The sequence below is a fragment of the Nonomuraea sp. IBHARD001 genome (assembly GCF_056106265.1).
The window spans coordinates 8,763,146-8,784,238 of record NZ_JBWBBW010000002.1 but is presented as its reverse complement, the minus strand read 5'-3'; the positions used below and the strand labels follow the sequence as shown (position 1 = coordinate 8,784,238).

20 protein-coding genes are annotated in these 21,093 nt (G+C 68.4%); 13 read left to right on the top strand and 7 right to left on the bottom strand.

Going from position 1 to position 21,093, the window contains the following annotated elements; genetic code table 11:
• Window positions 1-122: 122 nt before the first annotated feature.
• The 5 genes from ACTWNK_RS41370 (at window position 123) to ACTWNK_RS41350 (ending at window position 7,611) form a co-directional block, all read left to right on the top strand.
• On the top strand, window positions 123-1,730 hold the full coding sequence (locus tag ACTWNK_RS41370; RefSeq protein WP_474310495.1) for an RDD family protein: 1,608 nt from the start codon (window positions 123-125) through the stop codon (window positions 1,728-1,730).
• 446 nt (window positions 1,731-2,176) lie between these two features.
• The gene (locus ACTWNK_RS41365; protein WP_474310494.1) at window positions 2,177-2,641 is read left to right on the top strand and encodes an RDD family protein; all 465 of its coding nucleotides are present in this window, start codon (window positions 2,177-2,179) and stop codon (window positions 2,639-2,641) included.
• 526 nt (window positions 2,642-3,167) lie between these two features.
• On the top strand, window positions 3,168-3,500 hold the full coding sequence (locus ACTWNK_RS41360; protein ID WP_474310492.1) for a histone-like nucleoid-structuring protein Lsr2: 333 nt from the start codon (window positions 3,168-3,170) through the stop codon (window positions 3,498-3,500).
• A gap of 299 nt (window positions 3,501-3,799) precedes the next feature.
• A complete protein-coding gene (locus ACTWNK_RS41355) occupies window positions 3,800-6,304 on the top strand; it encodes an ATP-dependent Clp protease ATP-binding subunit (RefSeq protein ID WP_474311137.1) in 2,505 nt (834 codons plus the stop codon).
• Window positions 6,305-6,672: 368 nt separating this feature from the next.
• Window positions 6,673-7,611, top strand: coding sequence for a TIM barrel protein (locus tag ACTWNK_RS41350; RefSeq protein WP_474310491.1), 939 nt, complete (start codon window positions 6,673-6,675; stop codon window positions 7,609-7,611).
• Window positions 7,612-7,719: 108 nt separating this feature from the next.
• Here the strand turns inward: ACTWNK_RS41350 and ACTWNK_RS41345 are convergent, their stop codons facing one another.
• Complete coding sequence (locus ACTWNK_RS41345; RefSeq protein WP_474310490.1) at window positions 7,720-8,475, bottom strand: HhH-GPD family protein; 756 nt, start codon at window positions 8,473-8,475, stop codon at window positions 7,720-7,722.
• A 230-nt stretch (window positions 8,476-8,705) separates the two neighbouring features.
• Here ACTWNK_RS41345 and ACTWNK_RS41340 point away from each other — a divergent pair, with 230 nt between their 5' ends.
• Window positions 8,706-9,416: a hypothetical protein gene (locus ACTWNK_RS41340; protein ID WP_474310489.1), complete on the top strand. Its 711-nt coding sequence runs from the start codon at window positions 8,706-8,708 to the stop codon at window positions 9,414-9,416.
• Window positions 9,417-9,642: 226 nt separating this feature from the next.
• Here the strand turns inward: ACTWNK_RS41340 and disA are convergent, their stop codons facing one another.
• From disA to ACTWNK_RS41315, 5 genes are all read right to left on the bottom strand, one after another.
• Entirely contained in the window at window positions 9,643-10,728 is a 1,086-nt protein-coding gene (gene disA / locus ACTWNK_RS41335) for a DNA integrity scanning diadenylate cyclase DisA (protein WP_474310487.1), read from the bottom strand.
• Between the two features lie 182 nt (window positions 10,729-10,910).
• Window positions 10,911-12,320, bottom strand: a complete 1,410-nt coding sequence (gene radA / locus ACTWNK_RS41330) for a DNA repair protein RadA (protein ID WP_474310485.1) — start codon at window positions 12,318-12,320, stop codon at window positions 10,911-10,913.
• A gap of 133 nt (window positions 12,321-12,453) precedes the next feature.
• The gene (gene trxA, locus ACTWNK_RS41325) at window positions 12,454-12,771 is read right to left on the bottom strand and encodes a thioredoxin (RefSeq protein ID WP_474310483.1); all 318 of its coding nucleotides are present in this window, start codon (window positions 12,769-12,771) and stop codon (window positions 12,454-12,456) included.
• Window positions 12,768-13,142 carry a MerR family transcriptional regulator gene (locus ACTWNK_RS41320; protein WP_474310481.1) on the bottom strand — a complete coding sequence of 125 codons (375 nt, stop codon included), beginning with the start codon at window positions 13,140-13,142 and terminating at the stop codon, window positions 12,768-12,770. The genes trxA and ACTWNK_RS41320 overlap by 4 nt, the downstream gene beginning before the upstream one ends.
• 49 nt (window positions 13,143-13,191) lie before the next feature.
• Window positions 13,192-13,890 (bottom strand): class I SAM-dependent methyltransferase, encoded by a 699-nt coding sequence (locus ACTWNK_RS41315; protein WP_474310479.1) that lies wholly within the window; start codon window positions 13,888-13,890, stop codon window positions 13,192-13,194.
• A 57-nt stretch (window positions 13,891-13,947) separates the two neighbouring features.
• On the opposite strand from ACTWNK_RS41315, the gene ACTWNK_RS41310 reads away from it, so the two are divergent.
• The 7 genes from ACTWNK_RS41310 (at window position 13,948) to ACTWNK_RS41280 (ending at window position 20,752) form a co-directional block, all read left to right on the top strand.
• A complete protein-coding gene (locus ACTWNK_RS41310; protein ID WP_474310477.1) occupies window positions 13,948-14,760 on the top strand; it encodes a sugar phosphate isomerase/epimerase family protein in 813 nt (270 codons plus the stop codon).
• 4 nt (window positions 14,761-14,764) lie between these two features.
• On the top strand, window positions 14,765-15,559 hold the full coding sequence (locus ACTWNK_RS41305; RefSeq protein ID WP_474310476.1) for a class I SAM-dependent methyltransferase: 795 nt from the start codon (window positions 14,765-14,767) through the stop codon (window positions 15,557-15,559).
• A complete protein-coding gene (locus ACTWNK_RS41300) occupies window positions 15,556-16,155 on the top strand; it encodes a TetR/AcrR family transcriptional regulator (RefSeq protein WP_474310474.1) in 600 nt (199 codons plus the stop codon). Before ACTWNK_RS41305 ends, ACTWNK_RS41300 begins: the two co-directional genes overlap by 4 nt.
• A 190-nt stretch (window positions 16,156-16,345) precedes the next feature.
• Window positions 16,346-18,451, top strand: a complete 2,106-nt coding sequence (locus ACTWNK_RS41295; protein ID WP_474310473.1) for a (Fe-S)-binding protein — start codon at window positions 16,346-16,348, stop codon at window positions 18,449-18,451.
• A 147-nt stretch (window positions 18,452-18,598) separates the two neighbouring features.
• Entirely contained in the window at window positions 18,599-19,384 is a 786-nt protein-coding gene (locus tag ACTWNK_RS41290) for a hypothetical protein (RefSeq protein ID WP_474311136.1), read from the top strand.
• A complete protein-coding gene (locus tag ACTWNK_RS41285; RefSeq protein WP_474310472.1) occupies window positions 19,381-20,451 on the top strand; it encodes a glycosyltransferase in 1,071 nt (356 codons plus the stop codon). The genes ACTWNK_RS41290 and ACTWNK_RS41285 overlap by 4 nt, the downstream gene beginning before the upstream one ends.
• Before the next feature lie 19 nt (window positions 20,452-20,470).
• Window positions 20,471-20,752, top strand: a complete 282-nt coding sequence (locus ACTWNK_RS41280) for a metal-sensitive transcriptional regulator (RefSeq protein ID WP_474310471.1) — start codon at window positions 20,471-20,473, stop codon at window positions 20,750-20,752.
• Between the two features lie 87 nt (window positions 20,753-20,839).
• Here the strand turns inward: ACTWNK_RS41280 and ACTWNK_RS41275 are convergent, their stop codons facing one another.
• Window positions 20,840-21,028: a hypothetical protein gene (locus ACTWNK_RS41275; protein ID WP_474310469.1), complete on the bottom strand. Its 189-nt coding sequence runs from the start codon at window positions 21,026-21,028 to the stop codon at window positions 20,840-20,842.
• Between the last annotated feature and the right edge of the window lie 65 nt (window positions 21,029-21,093).

Sequence of the window (21,093 nt, the reverse complement as noted above, 5' to 3'; positions counted from 1 at the left end):
CGGTGAGCACCGGACAGCCGCCGTATCCACAGGACGATCCAGAGCACAGTTCCCATCGATCGGGGTCGCCTGAATACGGACAGCAGTACACGGGTCACGCCCAGGGCGAGCCCGATCCAGACGTGACGATCGTGGGCTACCGGACAGACACCGGCTCCCAGGGTCAGCCCGGCTACGGCCAGCAGCCCGGCTCCTATGACCAGCAGGGCTACGGTCAGCAGCAGGGGTACGGCCAGCAGCAGGGCTATGGCCAGCAGGCCGCACAGCCCGGCTACGGCCAGCAGCAGGCCTACGGTCAGCAGCAGCAGGGCTACGGCCAGCAGGCCGCACAGCCCGGCTCCTACGACCAGCAGGGCTACGGTCAGCAGCAGGGCTACGACCAGCAGGCCGCACAGCAGCCCGGCTACGGCCAGCAGCCAGCCTCCTACGACCAGCAGGCCTACGGTCAGCAGCAGGGGTACGGCCAGCAGGCCGCACAGCCCGGCTACGGCCAGCAGCCCGCGTCGTACGACCAGCAGGCCTACGGTCAGCAGCAGGGCTATGGCCAGCAGGCCGCACAGCAGCCCGGCTACGGCCAGGCGGCGTCTGGCCAGCAGTCCTACGACCAGCAGGGCTACGACCAGCAGGCTTACGGTCAGCAGCAGGGCTATGGCCAGCAGGCCGCACAGCCCGGCTACGGCCAGCAGCCAGCCTCCTACGACCAGCAGGCCTACGGTCAGCAGCAGGGGTACGGCCAGCAGGCCGCACAGCAGCCCGGCTACGGCCAGGCGGCCTCTGGCCAGCAGTCCTACGACCAGCAGGCCGCCTACGGCCAGCAGGGCTACGGACAGCAGCAGTCCTACGGTCAGCAGCCCGCCTCGGGCCAGCAGTCCTACGGCCAGGCGGCCTCGGGCCAGCAGGCCTATGGTCAGCAGCCGGCCTCGGGGCAGCAGCAGGCCTACGGACAGCAGCCCGCCTCCGGCCAGTACAGCTACGGCCAGCAGCCCGCATCGGGCCAGCAGGCCTCCGGCCAGAGCTACGGCCAGGACGCCTACGGCCAGGCCGCCCAGGCGCAGCCGTACGCGGCCTCAGGGCAGCAGGGCTACGACCAGCAGGCCGCGTACGGGCACCAGCAGCAGGGCTACGGCCAGGCGCCCGCCTACGAGGGGAACAAGGGCTACGGCCACGTGACGGGCGTCCAGCCTCCGGGGGCGCCCGCGCCTCTCGCGGAGTGGTGGCAGCGCCTGGTGGCCAGGATCATCGACGGCATCATCGTCGGCGTGGTCGGGGCGATCATCAACTTCGTCCTCGCCCTGATCCTGGGGATCTTCATCGCGACGGGTGGCGGATTCGACGTCACCACGGGTGAGATCTACGTGCCGTTCGGGCTGAAGCTGATCGGCTTCATCTCGGGGCTCGTGATCACCGTGCTCTACATCGGTTACGAGTACTTCCTGACCAAGGCCAAGGGCCAGACGGTCGGCAAGATGGTGATGGGGATCGCGATCATGCCCGTGGGCAGCGTTCCCTCCGCCGGTGGGCTGGAGGGTGGCGTCGCGCTCAAGCGGGCGGGCGTCACGTGGGGCGCATATGTGTTCTACGCCCTCGGCTCGTTCATCCTCGCGCCGGTGTTCAGCCTTCTCGCCGCGGCGGGGATCGGCGTCAACGGTGCTTCACAGTTCTGGAACAAGCCGTTGGCGCAGACCTATGCCGACAAGGTGGCTGAAACAGTGGTTGTGAAGATCAAGTAGCTCAAGCGGGACGAAGAAGCAGGGGCCGGCCTGGTGGCCGGTCCCTGCTTTCGCGTGCGGGCCCGTGTCCACTCCCCGGTACTGCTCCTCGGCGCGGCGGATTTCGGTCGTGTGCCGTCTTCTCGGGGCCATGGACCCGTTTTCGCATGCGTCCCGCTCGTTCAGGAAAGTGTCAGCTCACGGCAAAGCTCTGGTCTTGGGGGAATGCCGGGCGCGATCCGGTCTGAACCATCCGAAAGGGTGGTCCTGCCCTCTGTTGCGGGCCTGCTGAAAGAGCGGCGGAGGTAGCCTCGAACCCGGTCTCGTTCGTGCCTGCGGCGATTCCTGTTGCATGAAGCGGAAGTTGCATGAAGCGGAAAAGGGGACTGCCCGGACCCCGCGCGCCTAAACCGTGTCGGAGGTAGGGTCCGAATAGCTCTTGCAAAAGGTCACCGCGGGGTGACGTAATGGTCGATGTGCCTCGCGGACAGCCCTCGGCCCCGGCCGAATGGTGGGAGCGGCTCGGTGCCCGCCTCATTGAGGGGCTGGTCTTCGGGGTGGTCTTTTACATTCTGCTGCTACTCCTGTGGAGATTGTTGCGGACTGTCGGGTCCGCCGAGCTCCTGGCCTGGACGGCAGCAGGCCTGGCTTATGCGGTCTACGAGTGGTGGGCGCTTTCAGGGGGAGCGCGCACGTTCGGCAAGAAGATCATGAAGATCCGCGTGATCCCGCAGGGGACCGCACGGGTGCACGTGTTCAAACGGGTGCTGATCTATCCCGGGCCACTGGCTCTCATGGGCATTCCGTTGGTCAATCTGCCTGCCGAGATCTTCGTGTTCGCGGTGGGACTGTTCCTCCTGGTCGATAGGCCCTGGATGCGTGGTCTGCATGACAGGTTGGCCGGGAGTGTGGTGGTACGGGACGTGCGATGACGTGCGGCTTTGCAGGTGTTCTAGGAGGAGTGAAGATCATTTAAGGGGTTTTCGTATTTATGGGGTAGATGATCCGGTAAGGCGGCTGATGACTTGGCATTAAGCTGCTGCCGCCGGGACAGTGGCGCAACGCCGCCCCCGCCACACGTGTCGCCCCCATCGGCCGCTATGGTCGAGTGATGGGCATCTCACCCGCGACCTCGCACGACACCTCCCGTGTCGCGGGTGTTTAAGGTGCGTACCCCCTCAAGGCCGGCCCACGGAGTCGAGGACGAATGCAAGCCGTTGTAGACGTATTGTCAGCTCTCACACCCCCCGTCGTAGTAGGGGGAGCCTTCATCTATGCAGTGGTGAAGCTGGTGAGATCGGAGCAGGCCGGACGCAGGGCGGAATCCGCCGAGCGGGCCGAGAACCACAACTGAGCAGCCGCCACGGCGCTATCACCCTCGCGCGGAAATTGTCACTTCGCCTTTTCGGGTATATGTTTGCTCTGCGAATGAAACAATGCTCCGGAAAGGTTGCGTAGATGGCCAAGCAGATCCAGGAGATTCTCATCGACGACCTCGATGGCGGCGAGGCCAATGAGACGGTCACCTTCGCTATTGACGGCTCGTCCTATGAGATTGACCTCAGCGACGGCAACGCGAAGAAGTTGAGGGACGCGCTGACGCCTTTCGTGCAGCACGCTCGCCGTTCGGGCGCCACGACCGCCCGCCGGAAGGTGCGAGGCGGCCAGCGAGTTCTCAACCGCGAGAAGAGCGCCGAGATCCGTCAGTGGGCCAAGGCTCACGGGCTGCCGGTGAGCGAGCGCGGACGTATCGCCTCCACCGTCGTAGAGAAGTACGAAGCGGCTCACTAGTCGCCCACCGACCATGCGCTTATGACGGCCGCCTAGAACCCCGGCGGCGGTCATAGGCGCATGATCGTATTTCCGGCCGCTTCGGGGGTCTGCTAAACACCGTTCGCTTGCGGCGTATCGGGAACACGCAGCCCCCGATCGGTAGTTGGATGGAGGGTGAACGCCCTGCTCTCGGGGAACGTGTCTGCTATAGAGCGTGTCAGCGGCAGAAGGCACGGTCCGCCGAGCCAGGGCTAGCATGCGGGATGACGGGACCGGATGACCCGGGCCTGACTGACCGCTCTGTGAGGAGCGACGAGATGTTCGAGAGGTTCACCGACCGAGCAAGGCGGGTTGTCGTGCTGGCCCAAGAAGAGGCCCGCATGCTCAACCACAACTACATCGGCACTGAGCACATTCTTCTTGGTCTGATCCATGAAGGTGAGGGCGTAGCCGCCAAGGCTCTGGAGAGCCTCGGCATCAGCCTTGAAGGTGTGCGCCAGCAGGTCGAGGAGATCATCGGCCAGGGCCAGTCGGCTCCGTCGGGGCACATTCCGTTCACCCCGCGGGCCAAGAAGGTTCTTGAGCTGTCGCTCCGTGAGGCTTTGCAGCTGGGCCACAACTACATCGGCACCGAGCACATCCTGCTCGGGCTCATCCGTGAGGGTGAGGGTGTGGCGGCGCAGGTGCTCGTCAAGCTTGGAGCTGATCTCAACCGTGTGCGCCAGCAGGTGATCCAGCTGCTGCACGGTTACCAGGGCAAGGAGCCGGCCGCCGCAGGCGGTCCGCAGGAGGCCGCGCCCTCCACTTCCTTGGTGCTCGACCAGTTCGGCCGCAACCTGACCCAGGCCGCCCGTGAGGGCAAGCTGGACCCGGTGATCGGCCGTGACAAGGAGATCGAGCGGGTCATGCAGGTCCTGTCCCGCAGGACCAAGAACAACCCCGTTCTGGTGGGCGAGCCGGGCGTCGGCAAGACCGCCGTCGTCGAAGGCCTCTCCCAGAAGATCGTCAAGGGTGAGGTGCCCGAGACGCTGAAGGACAAGCAGCTCTACACGCTTGACCTCGGCGCCCTCGTGGCCGGTTCCCGCTATCGCGGTGACTTCGAGGAGCGCCTGAAGAAGGTGCTCAAGGAGATCCGCACGCGCGGCGACATCATCCTGTTCATCGACGAGCTGCACACCCTGGTGGGCGCGGGCGCGGCCGAGGGCGCGATCGACGCCGCCAGCATCCTCAAGCCGATGCTGGCCCGCGGCGAACTGCAGACCATCGGCGCGACCACCCTCGACGAGTATCGCAAGCACCTGGAGAAGGACGCCGCGCTCGAGCGCCGCTTCCAGCCGATCCAGGTGGCCGAGCCCTCGCTCAGCCACACGATCGAGATCCTCAAGGGCCTGCGCGACCGCTACGAGGCGCACCACCGTGTGTCGATCACCGACGGCGCCCTGGTGGCCGCCGCGCAGCTGGCCGACCGCTACATCAGCGATCGGTTCCTGCCGGACAAGGCCATCGACCTCATCGACGAGGCCGGTTCGAGGATGCGCATCCGCCGGATGACCGCACCCCCGGACCTGCGCGAGTACGACGAGAAGATAGCCAACGTGCGGCGCGACAAGGAGTCCGCGATCGACGCGCAGGACTTCGAGAAGGCCGCCGCGCTGCGCGACCAGGAGAAGCAGCTCCAGCTCAAGCGCGAAAGGCGCGAGAAGGAGTGGAAGGCCGGCGACATGGACGTCGTGGCCGAGGTCACCGAGGAACTCATCGCCGAGGTGCTCGCGACCGCCACCGGCATCCCGGTCTTCAAGCTGACCGAGGAGGAGTCGCAGCGACTGCTCCGCATGGAGGACGAGCTGCACAAGCGGATCATCGGTCAGGACGACGCCATCAAGGGTCTGTCCCGATCGATCCGCCGCACGCGCGCCGGTCTGAAGGACCCGCGTCGCCCCGGTGGCTCGTTCATCTTCGCCGGCCCCTCGGGTGTCGGTAAGACCGAGCTGTCCAAGGCGCTGGCGGAGTTCCTGTTCGGCGACGAAGACGCTCTGATCATGCTGGACATGTCGGAGTTCATGGAGAAGCACACCGTCTCCAGGCTCTTCGGCTCGCCTCCCGGCTATGTCGGCTACGAGGAGGGCGGCCAGCTCACCGAGAAGGTGCGCCGCAAGCCGTTCTCCGTGGTCCTGTTCGACGAGATCGAGAAGGCCCACCCCGACATCTTCAACTCGCTGCTGCAGATCCTGGAGGACGGTCGCCTGACCGACGCCCAGGGCCGGGTCGTCGACTTCAAGAACACCGTCATCATCATGACGACCAACCTCGGCACCCGCGACATCTCCAAGGGCCAGGGCGTCGGCTTCGCGAAGTCCAACGATGTCGAGTCCAACTACGACCGGATGAAGGGCAAGGTTCAGGAGGAGCTCAAGCAGCACTTCCGGCCCGAGTTCCTCAACCGTGTCGACGACATCGTGGTCTTCCACCAGCTCACGCCGAAGGAGATCATCCAGATCGTGGACCTCATGCTGGCCCAGGTGGACCAGCGTCTGAAGGACCGCGACATGGGCCTGGAGCTGACGCAGGACGCCAAGCAGCTGCTCGCCGACCGCGGTTACGACCCGGTCATGGGCGCTCGGCCCCTGCGCCGCACCATCCAGCGCGAGCTGGAGGACACGCTGTCGGAGAAGATCCTCTACGGCGAGCTCCGTCCCGGGCAGATCGTCAAGATCAGCATCGAGGGCGAGGGCGACAACGCCAAGTTCATCTTCGTCGGCGAGGACGCTCCGTCCCAGGTTCCGGACTCGGCTGCCGCCATCGCGGAGCCGATCCAGAACTGACGCCTGACCCGAAGACCCGCGTGAGCTTGCTCACGCGGGTCTTTTGTCGTGCCCGGCCACGGCCGCCTCGCCTGCCGTACGTTCAGGGGCTTGCTGTTTTGTTACCTGATCCGCTATCCCGCCACGATGAGTAGTACTACACTGCGTAGAGCTTGGGTGGTCCACCAAGTCTGGTCCAAGTAGCTCACAAGAGCGTGTCCCTAGGGTCGGCCCTGCTCCCTGGGGCGTAGTAAGGAATCAACCCGGGGCGGACGCGGCACCCTCGCCCATCGCTGGATGATCGCTCCTGGTGTCAGCACGGAACGGGTCCGGATCGAGGGTGGGGCCAATGCAATCTCAACACCAGCGCAAGCCCGTGGAGGAAGCCGATGCGCCTGCGTCATGACGACGGCACGCTCGTTCACCTGGCGTACAACGCCGGCGTCCATCCCGCCGAAGACCTGGAAAACCTGATCGCCCACCTGACCCGCTACGCGGTGCCCGTGCGCAAGCGGCTCGGGGTCGAGCGCATGGGGGTCGGGCTGTGGCTGGCGCCCAGCGTCGCCGACCACCTGTCGGCCGACCGCATCGAACTGGTACGGCTACGCCGCTCGCTCGACGAGCGCGGCCTCGAAGTGGTCAGCCTCAACGGCACCGGCGGGCGCAACCAGGAGGCCCCCGGGCCCGACTGGGCCAAGCCCGAGCGCTACCGCTACACGATGGCCCTGGCCAAGATCCTGGCGTTCCTGCTGCCCGAGGACGTGCGTTACGGGAGCATCTCCACGATTCCGATCGGCTGGCGGCGCGACTGGCCCACCGATCTGCATGCCATAGCGACCAGGCGGCTGGAGCGGCTGGCCAGGGAACTGCGCGGTATCTACAGTGTGACCGGCAAGACGATCAGGGTCGGCTTCGAGCCGTGGCCCGGCTGCGTGCTGGAGACCACCGAGCAGGCCCTTGAGCGTGTCGGCGGCATCGACTCCGACCACCTCGGCGTGTGTCTCGACGCCTGCCACCTGGCCTGCGGCACCGAGGAGGCGGGCGCAGCGCTGCGCGGGTTCGCCGCCGTCGGCGCTCCCGTCGTCAAGCTCGGCCATGTGCACAACCACACCGGCGAGACGCCGAGCACCCGTGGCGTGCTGCACGACACGCTCAACGCCATGCTGTCCGGCGCGGTCAATGGCACCGCGCACATCGAGGTCGAGGCGCACAGCCTGGCCCTGCCGCAGCGGGCCAAGGGGCCCGGCGCGCTGGTGTCGCTGCTGGCCGAGGAGCTGGACTGGGCCCGCAGCAATCTGACCAGCTTGGGGCTACAGCTGGCGGCTTAGTCGCCGGCGGTGCCTTGGGGGCACGTCCGGGGGAGCGTCGGACTGCGGATGGCGGCTTGATCTCTGGGCCTTGGCTCGCATGCCTGGCGGGAGAGCGTCAGGCTGCGGCTAGTGGGGGAGGCGGTAGGTGTCGTCGTCCAGGACCTCGGCCAGGCCGTCGTGGATCAGGCCGTCCAGCGCGCGTTCGCGTTGTACGGCGTCGTGCCAGACGACGTCGAGTGCGGCCTTCGGCACTGCGCCCCTGGCCGACCTGAGCACCGCGAGCAGGCGGCCTCGGCACTGCCGGTCGGTGCCCTCGTAGGTCTGGCCCTTGCGGGCGGGGCCGGTGTGCGGCGGTTTGCCGGCCAGGCGCCATGTGCACTGCCCGGAGAGCGGGCATTCCTCGCATCGTGCGGTCTTCGCCGTACAGACCAGGGCGCCGAGTTCCATCACGGCCACCGCCCAGGTGGGGGCGTCGTGCTCGGGGAGCAGGGAGTTGGCCAGGCGGCGTTCGGCCGAGGTGGTGGCGGTGGGCGGGTACTCCACGCCGGTCACCGCTCGGGCGAACACACGTCTGACATTGGTGTCGAGCACGGCATGCCTGCCGCCGAAGGCGAAGCTGGCCACGGCGGCGGCGGTGTACTCGCCGATGCCCGGCAGGGCCAGCAGGGTCGCGTGGTCGTCCGGCACCTCGCCGCCGTGCTCGTAGACGATCGCCTTGGCGCAGGCGTGCAGGCGCAACGCGCGTCGCGGGTAGCCGAGCCTGCCCCAGTGCCGCACCGCCTCGCCGGGCGGCTCGACGGCCAGGTCCTTGGGGGTCGGCCATCGGCGCATCCAGTCCAGCCAGATCGGCAGGACGCGGACGACCGGCGTCTGCTGCAACATGATCTCGCTGACCAGTACGCCCCAGGCCGAGGCATCGGGCTGCCGCCAGGGCAGATCCCGAGCATTTTCCGCATACCACCTGAGAACCGGACCATGGAGACTCACCCCGTCAGCGTATGGTCTGCCGCGCCGCCATGCGCCGCACTTACGCCTGACCGGGTAAGGCAAAGCCCTCGCCGTCGTCGGCGGGTCGTCACGGAACGTGCACAACGACTCTCCATACTGTGCGTATGGATCCGGATACAATGCGTGCCGACGGTGGCGACGTGTACTGGCGCCGTCGCATGACCGTGCTGGTCGGAGTGCTGGTCGTGGTGGCCGTCGTCGCCTGGGCGTGCTCCAGCGGATCGAGCGGTCCCAACCAGACCTCCAGCGCGCAGACCAAGATCCCTGGCGCCCCTCTGGCAGACCCGCTCCTCGCGGGCCTGCCCACCCCCACACCCACCCCGAGCAGTACGGCCACGCCGTCCGCCGGGCCCTCGGCGAGCACCTCGGCCGCACCCAAGGCGGCCAAGCCCGCTCCCGTCAAGTCCGAACGCAAGCGCCGTCCCGGCGAGCCGTGCGAAACCGACGACCTGGTCCTCAACTTGCAGGGCAGGCAGGACGTCTACGGCGGAGGCAGTCGGCCGAACTTCATGATGACGCTGGTCAACACCGGTCCCGTGATGTGCACGACCGACGTCGGACCACGCACGATGGAGATCCGCATCACGTCGGGCGAGGACCGCGTGTGGTCCACATCCGACTGCGTGAGCGGCGAAGGCACCGAGGTCCGCCGCATGGAACGCGGCATCCCATACGTCCGCAGCCTCGACTGGGACCGCCGCCGATCGGCCCCCGAGTGCGGCGGGAAGCGGCCGGAGGCCATGCCGGGGACGTACGTGGCGGTGGTGCGCTCCGAGGTACTCCGCAGCCCCAAGACTGTGTTCCATTTGCGGTAGGTGTTCGCGCTCGGGCGACGACTGTCCGGCGGTCGAGGGCAGCGCTTAGCCTGTCGGCCTTGGTGCGGGGGCTTGGATTGGCTTGGGGATTTGGGGGGCGACGTTGCGGTGGCCGGCCAGCGGCGCTTGAGGGGCGTCGTGTGGTGGGGGCCGGCCATGGGCGGTGAGGGGAGCAATGGTGGGCTTGCCGTAAAGGGGGCCTGGGGTCGGTAGGGGTGGTTTGGGGTTAGACGTAGCGTTCGAGGATGGAGGATTCGGCGAGGCGGGAGAGGCCTTCGCGGACGCTGCGGGCTCGGGCTTCGCCTACGCCGCCTACGGATTGGAGGTCGTCGATGCTGGCGGCGAGGAGCTTCTGCAGGCCGCCGAAGTGGTCGACCAGGCGGTCGACGACCGTGGCGGGCAGGCGGGGGACCTTGGCGAGCAGGCGGAAGCCGCGCGGGCTCACGGGTGTGTCGAGCGAGTCGCCGCCGCTGTGGCCGAGCACCTGGGCCACGGCCGCGAGGTCGAGCAGCTCGCTCGCGGAGAGCTTGTCGAAGTCATGTAGCGCCTGGGAGAAGGCGCGCGGCCTGCGCCCGGCCTGGGCGGGGAGGTAGTCGCGTACGACCAGCTCGCGCTCGGACTCGACACCGGCGACCAGCTCGTCGAGCTGCAGGGACAGCAGTCGCCCGTCGGTGCCGAGCTCCACGACGTAGCCGTCGATCTCGTCGGAGATGCGCCTGACCATCTCCAGCCGCTGCGCCACGGCCGAGACGTCCCGCACGGTGACCAGGTCTTCGATCTCCAAGGCGGAGAGCGTGCCTGACACCTCGTCGAGGCGGTGCTTGTAGCGCTCCAGGGTGGCCAGCGCCTGGTTGGCCTTGGACAGGATCGCCGCCGACTCCTCCAGCACATAGCGCGTGCCGTCGAGATAGAGGGCGATGATCCGCATCGACTTGCTGATCGCGATGATCGGGAAGCCGGTCTGCCGGGATACGCGCTGTGCGGTGCGATGCCTGGTGCCGGACTCGTCGGTCGGGATGGAGGGATCGGGGACCAGATGGACCGCGGCCCGCACGATCTTGTGGTCGTCGCAGCGCAGCACGATCGCGCCGTCCATCTTGGCCAGCTCGCGCAGCCGGGTCGCGGAGAACTCGATGTCGAGCTCGAATCCGCCGCTGCAGATCTCCTCGACGACACTGTCGTAGCCGAGCACGATGAGCCCGCCGGTATGGCCGCGCAGGATGCGCTCAAGGCCGTCACGCAGCAGGGTTCCTGGAGCCACTGTGGCTAGGGCTGTGCGACGACGTTCGTCGAGACTCCTGTCGTTTGCCACCTGACCCCCGTGTCACTAGTCCACCTCAGCTTACCGGCGAAGGATGCATAGAGGCCGATTTCCTGTCTTCCGGCCTCCGCACCCCCCTTCTGACCCCGCACAATGCCGCGTGTGCCCCTGTATGCAGCCACTTGGCGGCCTGGCCCAATCCGAACGTCGGGAGCGACCGGTTCTCCGGACGATCAGGTGATGTGGCCGAGCGCGTCCCAGACGTTCTCCGCCTCGACGACCTCGAAACCGGCCGCGAACGGCCGTGGCCCGACGGGCACCAGGCTGGCCGGCTCGTCCGGCTTGCGACGCGTGTGCTGCTCCAGCGACCCGGTGGGGACGAGCGCACGGGTGAAACCGAGACGCGAGGCCTCGGTGAGGCGGCGTCGCACGTCACGCACCGGACGCAGCTCACCGGCCAGCCCCACCTCGCCGAGCGCGATCAGGCCGGACGGCAGTGGCTTGTCACCGGCCGCACTGGCCACGGCGAGCATGACGGCCAGGTCGATGGCGGGATCGGCCAGCTTGATGCCGCCCACGGTCGCGGTGAAGACGTCGCAGCCGCCGAGCTTGGCATTGAGCCTGCGCTCCAGCACGGCCAGGATCATCTGCACGCGATAGGTGTCGAGCCCGGAGGACGAGCGGCGCGGCTGCTGCGCCTCGGTGCGGGCGACCAGGGCCTGGACCTCGGCGGGCAGCGGCCGGGTGCCCTCCACGGTGATGGTGATGCAGGTGCCGGGCACGGGCTCGCTGCGACGCGAGACGAACAGGCCGCTGGGGTCGCTGATGCCCTCGATGCCACTTTCGTGCAGGTCGAAGCAGCCGACCTCGTCGATGGGGCCGTAGCGGTTCTTGATCGCCCTGACCATGCGCAGCCTGGAGTGCCGATCGCCCTCGAAGTGCAGCACGACGTCGACCAGGTGCTCAAGTGTGCGCGGGCCCGCGATCGAGCCCTCCTTGGTGACATGGCCGACCAGCACGGTGGCCATGTTGCGCTCCTTGGCCAGCCGGACGAGGTTGCCCGCGACCTCCCTGACCTGCGTCACACCGCCGGGTACGCCGGTGGCCTGCGCCGAGCCGATCGTCTGCACCGAGTCGACGACGAGCAGCTTGGGCTGGACCTGCTCGACATGGGCCAGCAGGGCCGAAAGGTCGGTCTCGGCGGCCAGGTAGAGCTGGTCGCGGATGGCGCCGATGCGGTCGGCGCGCAGTCTGACCTGGGAGGCCGACTCCTCGCCCGTCACATAGAGCACGGTGTCGCGCTCGGAGATCTTGGCCGCGGCCTCCAGCAGGAGGGTCGACTTGCCGATGCCGGGCTCGCCCGCGAGCAGCAGCACCGCGCCCGGCACCAGACCACCGCCGAGCACCCGGTCGAGCTCGGGCACGCCCGTGGTCCTCGCGGCGGCCACCTCGGCCTTGACCTGGCCGATCGGCACCGCGGGCGCGGTCGTGGCGCCGGGCTGGACGACATTGACGCCGCCCCTGGCCCCCTCCTCCTCGACCGCACCCCACGCCTGGCACTCCCCGCAGCGCCCCACCCACTTGGGGGTACGCCACCCGCACTCGCCGCAGCGGTATCCGGGCTTCTGCGCAACCTTGGCCATGCCCGGCAGGCTAGCGGAGCCCACCGACATTCCCGCGCTACGCGGCGACGCGCCTTTCGAGATTCCTGGCGCCGAGCCGTGACGTGTCCCCGACCTCCCGCGCTACGCCGTGACGTGCCCCCCACTTCCCGCGCTACACCGTGACGTGCCCTTCGAGTTCCTTCAGGAGCAGGCGCTTGGGCTTGGCGCCGACGATCTGGCGTACGACCTCGCCGCCCGAGAACAGCAGCAGCGTCGGCAGTCCGAGCACGCCGAAGCGCTGCCCGATCTCGGGGAACTCGTCGTAGTTGAGCTTGCCGATCGTGAGGCCGGGCTGCTCGGCGTCGATCTCGTCCAGGACGGGCGCGATCATGCGGCACGGGCCGCACCACTCGGCCCAGAAGTCCACCAGCACAGGCTTGTCGCTGCGCAGGACCTGCTCGTCGAAGTTCTCGGCATTGAGCGTGATCATGATTCTCCTTGGAAGAAGCAGCCGGGACAGGCGGCGTCGAGTTGCGCGGAGACCTCCGCACGCCGGGTGAGCAGGGTACGGATCTCGTCGTCGATCTCGCTCAGCTTGCGCCGGTAGACCGCGACCGAGTCGGCGCACGAGGCCCCGGACGAGTGCCCCGCGCGCAGGCAGTCGACGAACGGCCTGGCGTCCTCCAGCGTGAAGCCCACCGTCAGCAGTGCCCTGATCTCGCTCACGAGACGCACGTCCGCCTCGTCGTACTCGCGGTAGCCATTGGCCGCGCGCCTAGCCCTGATCAGGCCGTTCGCCTCGTAATAGCGCACGGAGCGAGCGCTGACGCCCGTTCGCCTGGCCAATTCGCCGATCCGCATGCACCCACGCTAAACCTTGACACCTGTGTAAAGGTCAAGCAGGGCCGTATCAGAACAGACGCCATCGCAGAATGTTGGGATAGGCCAGGTCGAGGCCGGGTGTCTCGGCGATGGCCCGCTCGGCCACGGGCGGCGTGAACTCGATCCGCAGCACCGCTTCGAGGTCGGCCCTGCGCTGGAAGGACATCCGCAGGTCGAGCCGCTCCTTCTGCCAGCCGTGCCGGGACCAGAAGTCTTCGACGGCCCTGGCCGAGTACGCGGGGACCGTGTCCTGGAACCATCGCCCGAACGCCCCCCGCGTGGCGTCGAGGTCGACGACGAACGCGGCGCCGCCTCGCCGTACGACGCGGGACAGTTCGCGCAGGCCGGGCTCGCAGCCGGGGCCGAAGAAGTAGGCCCAGCGTGCCACGGCGACGTCGACGGAGGCGTCGGGCAGCGGGAGGTCCTGCGCGGTGGCCGCGTGCACCTCGACGTCCGGCAGTCCGGCGCAGCGGCGGCGGGCGAGTGCGACGAGGTCGCCGTGCGGCTCGACGCCGATCACCTTGGCCGCCTCGGCCGCGAAGATCGGCAGGTGGTACCCGGTGCCGCAGCCGATGTCCAGCACGGTCGCGCCCTGCCACGAGCGGATCTCGCGCATACGGGTGTTGACCCTGCCCTCGGGGTCGACCGCGCGGTTCTCCACCTCGTATGTCTGCGGCGTGTTCCAGATGTTGGGGCTGGGGATGGCGCCCTTCGCGATCCGTGGCATGCACACACCGTAGGGGCTCGCACGCCATATCGGCTTCGCCCGGCTTAGGCTGGCAACGTGGCAGACGTCATCCGCGTGCCCAATGCGAAGATCGCATTGTCCACGGCTTCGGTATATCCAGAGCGCACTCCCGACGCGTTCGAGCTGGCAGCGCGCCTGGGCTACGACGGTGTCGAGATCATGGTCGGCGCCGATCCGGTCAGCCAGGACATCGATGTGATCGAACGCTTGTCCGATCACTACCAGGTGCCCGTGCTGGCCATTCACGCCCCGTGCCTGCTGGTCACCCAGCGGGTGTGGGGGCGCGACCCGTGGGCCAAGCTGGTACGGGCGCAGAAGGCGGCCGAACGGCTCGGCGCCCGCACGGTGGTGGTGCATCCGCCGTTCCGATGGCAGCGCGACTACGCACGCGACTTCGAGAGCGGGCTGGCGCGCATGCGCGAGGAGACCGATGTGGTCTTCGCGGTGGAGAACATGTTCCCGCTCAAGGCCAGGGGCAACGACGTGGTGCCCTACTCGCCCGACTGGGACCCCACCGACTACGCCTTCCCCCAGGTCACGCTCGACCTCTCGCACACGGCGGTGTCGGGCTCCGACGCGCTGGAGATGATGTCCAAGCTGGGCGACAGGCTCGCCCATCTGCATCTGGCCGACGGCCTCGGCGTGCCGAACAAGGACGAGCACCTGGTGCCGGGCCGGGGCAACCAGCCGTGCGCGCAGGTGCTGGAGCGGCTCGCGGGCTCCGGCTTCGACGGCCTGGTGGTCCTGGAGATCAACACACGTAAGGCGGCCAGCCGCTCCGAGCGCGTCGACGACCTGGCGGAGGCGCTGGCGTTCGCCCGCCTGTTCCTGGCGTCGGGACCGAGGTGAGCGGGTGAGCGTCGCGGAGCCGCCCTCCGAGGTGGCGCCCGGCCCGGCCAGAGGGCTCGGCAGGGTGTTCGACGCGGTCGCCGACCTCTACGACGCCGCACGGCCCGGCTATCCGGACGAGTTGTTCGACGCGGTCGCCGAGCTGTGCGGGTTCGGCCTGGACGGCGCCACGGTGGTCGACGTCGGGGCGGGCACCGGCATCTCGGCCAGGGCGCTCAGGGCCAGGGGCGCCAGGGTGGTCGCCGTCGACCCCGGCGCGCCGATGCTGGCCAGGCTCAGGGCGCGTACTCCCGAGGGCGAGCACGCCCTGGTCGCCGTCCAGGGCGACGGCAACGCGCTGCCGTTGCGCGGCGGCGCGGCCGACCTGGTGTGTTACGCCCAGTCCTGGCACTGGCTCGACCCGGCCGTCTCGATCGCCGAGGCCCGCAGGGTGATCAGGCCGGGCGGCGCCGTAGCCGCCTGGTGGAACACCACCGACGCCGCCAAGGCCGACTGGCTTGCCGCCTACGAGGTGCGTCTGGCCGAGGCGTGCCCGACGTATTGGGGACCGGCGTTGCCGCATTGGAGCGTGCCGAGGATCGCCGACGCGCTCGACGTGGGCGAGCGGTGGCTGCATTGGACGAGGATCGTCGACGTGGAGGACTTCCTGCTCGACCTGCGCTCGCACTCCTACATGGCGGCGATGCCGCCCGCCGCGGCCGACGCGCTGGTCGGCGAGCAGCGCACGGCCCTGCTGCGGGTCTTCCCCGGCGGAGTGCTGCGCGTGCCGATGCGGGTCTACCTGGCGGTGGGCCGATGAGCACGGTGGGCAGGCGGCCGGGACGCAGGCCGGGCTCGGCCGACACCAGGGGCGAGATCCTGGTGGCGGCCAGGAGGGTGTTCGCCGAGAAGGGCTTCGACAAGGCCACGGTCAGGGGGATCGCACGCGAGGCCGCGGTCGACCCGGCGCTGGTGCACCACTACTTCGAGACGAAGGAGGGGGTGTTCACGGCGGCGATGGAGTTCCCGGTCAGCCCGGCGACGATCCTGCCGCTGGTGGTGGCGGGGCCGAGGGAGCAGGTGGGGGAGCGGCTGGTCAGGTTCCTGCTGGAGCTGTTCGCCGATGCCGACACCCGCCAACCGGCGCTGGCGCTGATCCGTTCGGCGCTGACCAACGAGCAGGCCGCCACGATGGTGCGGGAGTTCGTGACCAACGCCCTGCTGTTCCGGCTGGCCGAGGCGCTCGACGTGCCCAGGTTGCGGGCGGAGGCGGCGTTCACGCAGATGTTCGGCCTGGTCATGGCCCGTTATGTGATCAGGATCGAGCCGCTGGCCTCGGCCGGCACCGAGGAGGTCGTCGCCCTGGTCGCCCCCACGATCCAGAGGTACCTGACACCCGAGGCCGAGCAGGCGTAGGACGCCGCGCGAGGGGTAGAGCATTGTTCTGGCCGTGGTCTTGACCATATGGTGACCACGGTCACGCCCGAGTTCCTGGTGGGTATTTGTTACCCATCGGTAGGATTCCGGGAGACCTCGTCGTCACCGTGGATGACCGGCGGTCGTACGCTGGCAGCCAACGCGGCCAATGCAGTCTGTGGGAGGACCCGTGCTCTGGGTGGCCATCATCGCGTTCGTCATGACCGCCGTGGCAGTCGCCGTGGCGGGCAGGCGGGTGCTGTTCCTTTTCAAGCTCGCCACCGTGGGGCCACCCGCCCCTGAGCGGATCGAGTATGCCAGGACGCATGTCGGCACCGAGATCAAGGCCCAGCTGGTCGAGGTGTTCGGCCAGAAGAAGCTGCTGAAGTGGACCGCGTCCGGCGTCGCGCACTTCTTCGTCATGTGGGCGTTCTTCATCCTGCTGACCGTGTACGTGGAGGCGTACGGCGCCATCATCCAGGGCGCGATCACCGGGCATGCGAACTTCCACATCCCGATCATCGGCACCTGGCCGATCCTGGGCTTCCTGCAGGACTTCATCGCGGTCGCCTGTCTGCTCGGCCTGCTCGCCTTCGCGATCATCCGGATCAAGAACTCGCCCAAGAGGCTCGGCCGCAGCTCGCGTTTCTCCGGCTCGCACCTGGGTGGCGCCTGGGTCGTCCTGTTCATGATCTTCAACATCATCTGGACGCTGTTCCTGGCCCGCGGCGCCGCGGTCAACACCGGCAACTTCCCCTACGACTCGGGCGCCTTCGCCTCGCTGGCCGTGGCGAAGATCCTGCCGACGAGCGAGACGTTCGAGGGCGTCGCACTGCTGCTGCACATCGGCGTCATGCTGGTCTTCTCCGTCATCGTGGTGAACTCCAAGCACCTGCACATCTTCACCGCGCCGCTCAACGTGATGTTCTCGCGCCGCCCCGACGGGCTCGGCGCCGCGCAGGAGATGCGCATCGACGGCAAGGTCGTCGACTTCGAGGACGAGGACCTCGACGGCGACAAGCTGGGCAGAGGCAAGATCGAGGACACCACCTGGAAGGGCTTCCTCGACTTCTACACCTGCACCGAGTGCGGCCGGTGCCAGTCGCAGTGCCCGGCCTGGAACACCGACAAGCCGCTCTCGCCCAAGATGCTGATCCTCGACCAGCGCGACCACGCCTTCAAGGTCGCGCCGTACCTCATGATGAGCGAGGAGCAGCGCGCCCACGCGGGCACCGACGTGCTGGCGCTGCTGGACAAGCCGCTCGTCGGCGAAGAAGGCGTCATCCATCCCGACGTGCTGTGGTCGTGCACGAACTGCGGCGCCTGCGTCGAGCAGTGCCCTGTGGACATCGAGCACATCGACCACATCCTCGACATGCGCCGCTACCAGGTGATGGTGGAGTCGTCGTTCCCGTCCGAGGCGGGAGTGATGGTGAAGAACCTGGAGAACAAGGGCAACCCGTGGGGCATGTCCGAGATGAAGCGCGCCGACTGGATCGCCGAGCTCGACTTCGAGGTCGAACTCGTCGACGAGAAGATGCCCGAGGACACCGAGTACCTGTTCTGGGTCGGCTGCGCGGGAGCGCTGGAGGACCGGGCGAAGAAGACCACCAAGGCGGTCGCCGAGCTCCTGCACATCGCCGGGGTGAAGTTCGCCGTGCTCGGCCCGGCCGAGGCGTGCACGGGCGACCCGGCCAGGCGGCTGGGCATGGAGTTCCTGTTCAACATGCTCGCCCAGCAGAACATCGAGACCCTCAACGAGGCCGGCGTCAAGAAGATCGTCGCGACCTGCCCGCACTGCTTCAACACCCTGGCCAACGAGTATCCGCAGCTCGGCGGCACCTACGAGGTCGTGCACCACACGCAGCTGCTGTCCAAGCTGGTCGACGAGGGCCTGCTCACCCCGATCACCCCGATCGAGGAGAAGATCACCTACCACGACCCGTGCTTCCTCGGCCGCCACAATAAGGTGTACTCCCAGCCACGCGACATCATGGCCAAGGTGCCTGGCGTGACGACCCAGGAGATGCATCGGCACAAGGACAGGGGCTTCTGCTGCGGCGCCGGAGGGGCGCGCATGTGGATGGAGGAGCGTCTCGGCAAGCGCATCAACACCGAGCGCGTGGACGAGGCCCTGACCACCGATCCGGACACCGTTTCCACAGCGTGCCCGTTCTGCATGGTCATGCTCGGCGACGCCATCAACGAGAAGAAGAACGCCGGTGAGGCCAAGGAGAGCCTGGAGGTCGTGGACGTCGCGCAGCTCCTGATCAAGTCGGTCAAGGGCGCGTCCTGACCTGTTCTGTCGGAAGTCCTCCACAGATCTTGTGGAGGACTTCCGCACGTCAGAGGGGTCGGGTACGGGAAATCCGGCATCCACATAACGGGAAAATCACGGTAACCTCAACGTCGCACGGCTCATTCGACGGGGAGGGGGCTGGTGATGCGAGTGGTCGTCACCGATGCCGAGGTCACCCTGGCTGACGTCCTCTCCCTACGACTGTCGCTCGACGAGCCGTTGCCCGACGAGACGGAGCTGGTGCTGCGCCACCGGGCCGCGGGGACCGAACGCGTGATCGCGATCGGCGCCGCCGTACGCGACTCCTCGCTCGCCGTCTCGCTGGCGCCGCTGACGCTCAGCGAAGGGCGCTGGGACACCTATCTGCGCCACGGCAACGAGCGGGTCAGGCTCGCCAGCGTCGATCCCGGTTTCTCCCTCGACCACCTCGACGCCTATGCCATCTCGCGCCGCACGCTGTGCTACCGCTCCTACCGCACTCGCAACGGCTTCCTCGCGGTGAAGGTCAGCGACGCCGAGCCTGCGGCCGAGGTGCGCGCGGTGTGGTTTCGGGAGGGCAGGTTCGAGGTGACCGGGCTGCTGGCCTTCACCGGGCTCGACGACGACGACGCGCGGCACGAGGCCAGGCTCTCGCTGCACCGCAGGCAGCCGGCCGCCGAGGTGGCCGCGGTCGCCACCGTGCAGGGCGTGCGCTTCCACGCGGCGCTCTCGCTGGTCGACGTGCTGGCGGCCGATCCCGAAGGCTCGGGCACGTGGGAGCCCACGCTGGAGGTCAAGGGCGTGGCCACCCCGCTGCGCCTGGGCTCGCGGCTGGACGACATCGACGGCAAACGCCGCCGCGTGCACTACCCGGCGGCCAAGGTCGACGGCGTGCCGATCCGCCCCTCCTACACCGCCGACGACGAGCTGCGGATCGAGGTAGGCGGGTGAAGATCTGCCTGGTCCTGCCCTCGGCGTACGGCATGCGGGGTGATGTGCGCTCGACGCTCAACCTGGCGGGCGAGCTGGCCTCGCGGCACGAGGTCGAGGTGGTCAGCGTCAGGCGGCAGCGGGACAAGCCGTTCTTCCCCGTGGCGCCCAAGGTCAGGATGCGCTCGCTCATCGACGCCAGGCCCGGTGTGCGCCACCTGCTGCCGCGCGGCCAGATGCGCACCGAGGTGGCGTTGTGGCGGCTGCTGCGCACGCTGAAGGCCGACGTGCTGGTGACCACCAGGCCCGGCATCGGCGTGCAGGCGGCCAGGCACGCGCCCCGTGAGGTCGTGCGGATCGCCAGGGAGTGGGGCAGGCCGTCGGTGCCGGGGCCGGTGCAGCGCTTCTATCCCAGGCTCGACGCCGTGGCCGCCTCGACCGACGACGCCAAAGGCGACTGGGAGCGACTGCTCGGCGAGGGCGGGCCGGTCGTGCACTCGCTGCCCGACGTCCTGCCGAGGGGGCTGTGGCCGCGTTCGCGTATGGACAACAGGATCGTCGCGGCCGGGGGCAGGTGGGTGCCGGTCAAGGCGTACGACCGGCTGATCAGGGCGTTCGCCGGGGTGGCGGACAAACGGCCCGACTGGCGGCTGCGGCTCTACGGCTCGGGGCCCGAGGAGCGGCGGCTCAGGTCGCTGGTGGGTGAGCTGGGGCTGCACAACCACGTGTACTTCATGGGCACGACGTCCGACCTGGCGGGGGAGTTCGCCAAGTCGTCGATCGTGGCGACGACCTCGCGCAGCGAGGCCATGGGCATGACCGTGCTCGAAGCGCTGGGGTGCGGGGTGCCCGTGGTGGCGTTCGACAGCCCGCGCGGGCCGGGCGAGCGGGTGGTGACCGGCTACAACGGGGTGCTCGTGCCCGAGGGAGAGGGCGAGCTCGCGGCGTTCTCGGCGGCGCTGCTCACGCTCATCGACGACGATCTGCGGCGCAGGTCGCTCGCCGCGGGAGCGCTGGAGACCGCCAGGCGGCACGCGGCGGGAGAGGTCGCCGAGCAGTGGGAGAAGATGATCTCCGACCTGCGCTGAAGCCGGGTACCGTTGACCCATGCATGGCTACAGCGGGGACAAGCAGGCTTACCAGACAAGGTTGCGCCGCATCGAAGGGCAGATCAGGGGTCTGCAGCGCATGGTCGAGGACGACGCCTACTGCATCGACATCCTCACCCAGGTCTCGGCGGCGACGCGGGCGTTGCAGGCCGTGGCGCTGGGGCTGCTCGAGGACCACATCGCGCACTGCGTGGCCGATGCGATCAGCACCGGCGGCCCCGACGCCGACGCGAAGGTCAAGGAGGCCTCGGCCGCCATCGCGAGGCTGGTCAGATCGTAGGACTAGTCACATGGCCGTGCGCAAGGCCGGGGAAAACCAGCGTCCCGGACCCCTGTGGAGCCCGGGACTAGGTAATTGTGATGGTCCTCAGCAACTCGCCGAGGTCCGCAATCCGAGCGCGTCGTCGAGCTCGTCCAAGGTCAGCCGCTGCTCGCTGATAGCGACCGCGGTCAGCACCTCGGCATAGAGCGCGATCTCGTCCAACGCGACACGGTCGTGGACCCGAGAGTCCAGGTCGTCGTGCCCCACCGCGTCGTCCTTCCTTCCGCAGTCCACACCCACTCCGAGGTTACGGCTGAGGCCCTTCCTGCGACATGGCCCATCGGGGTCATTCCTTCCGG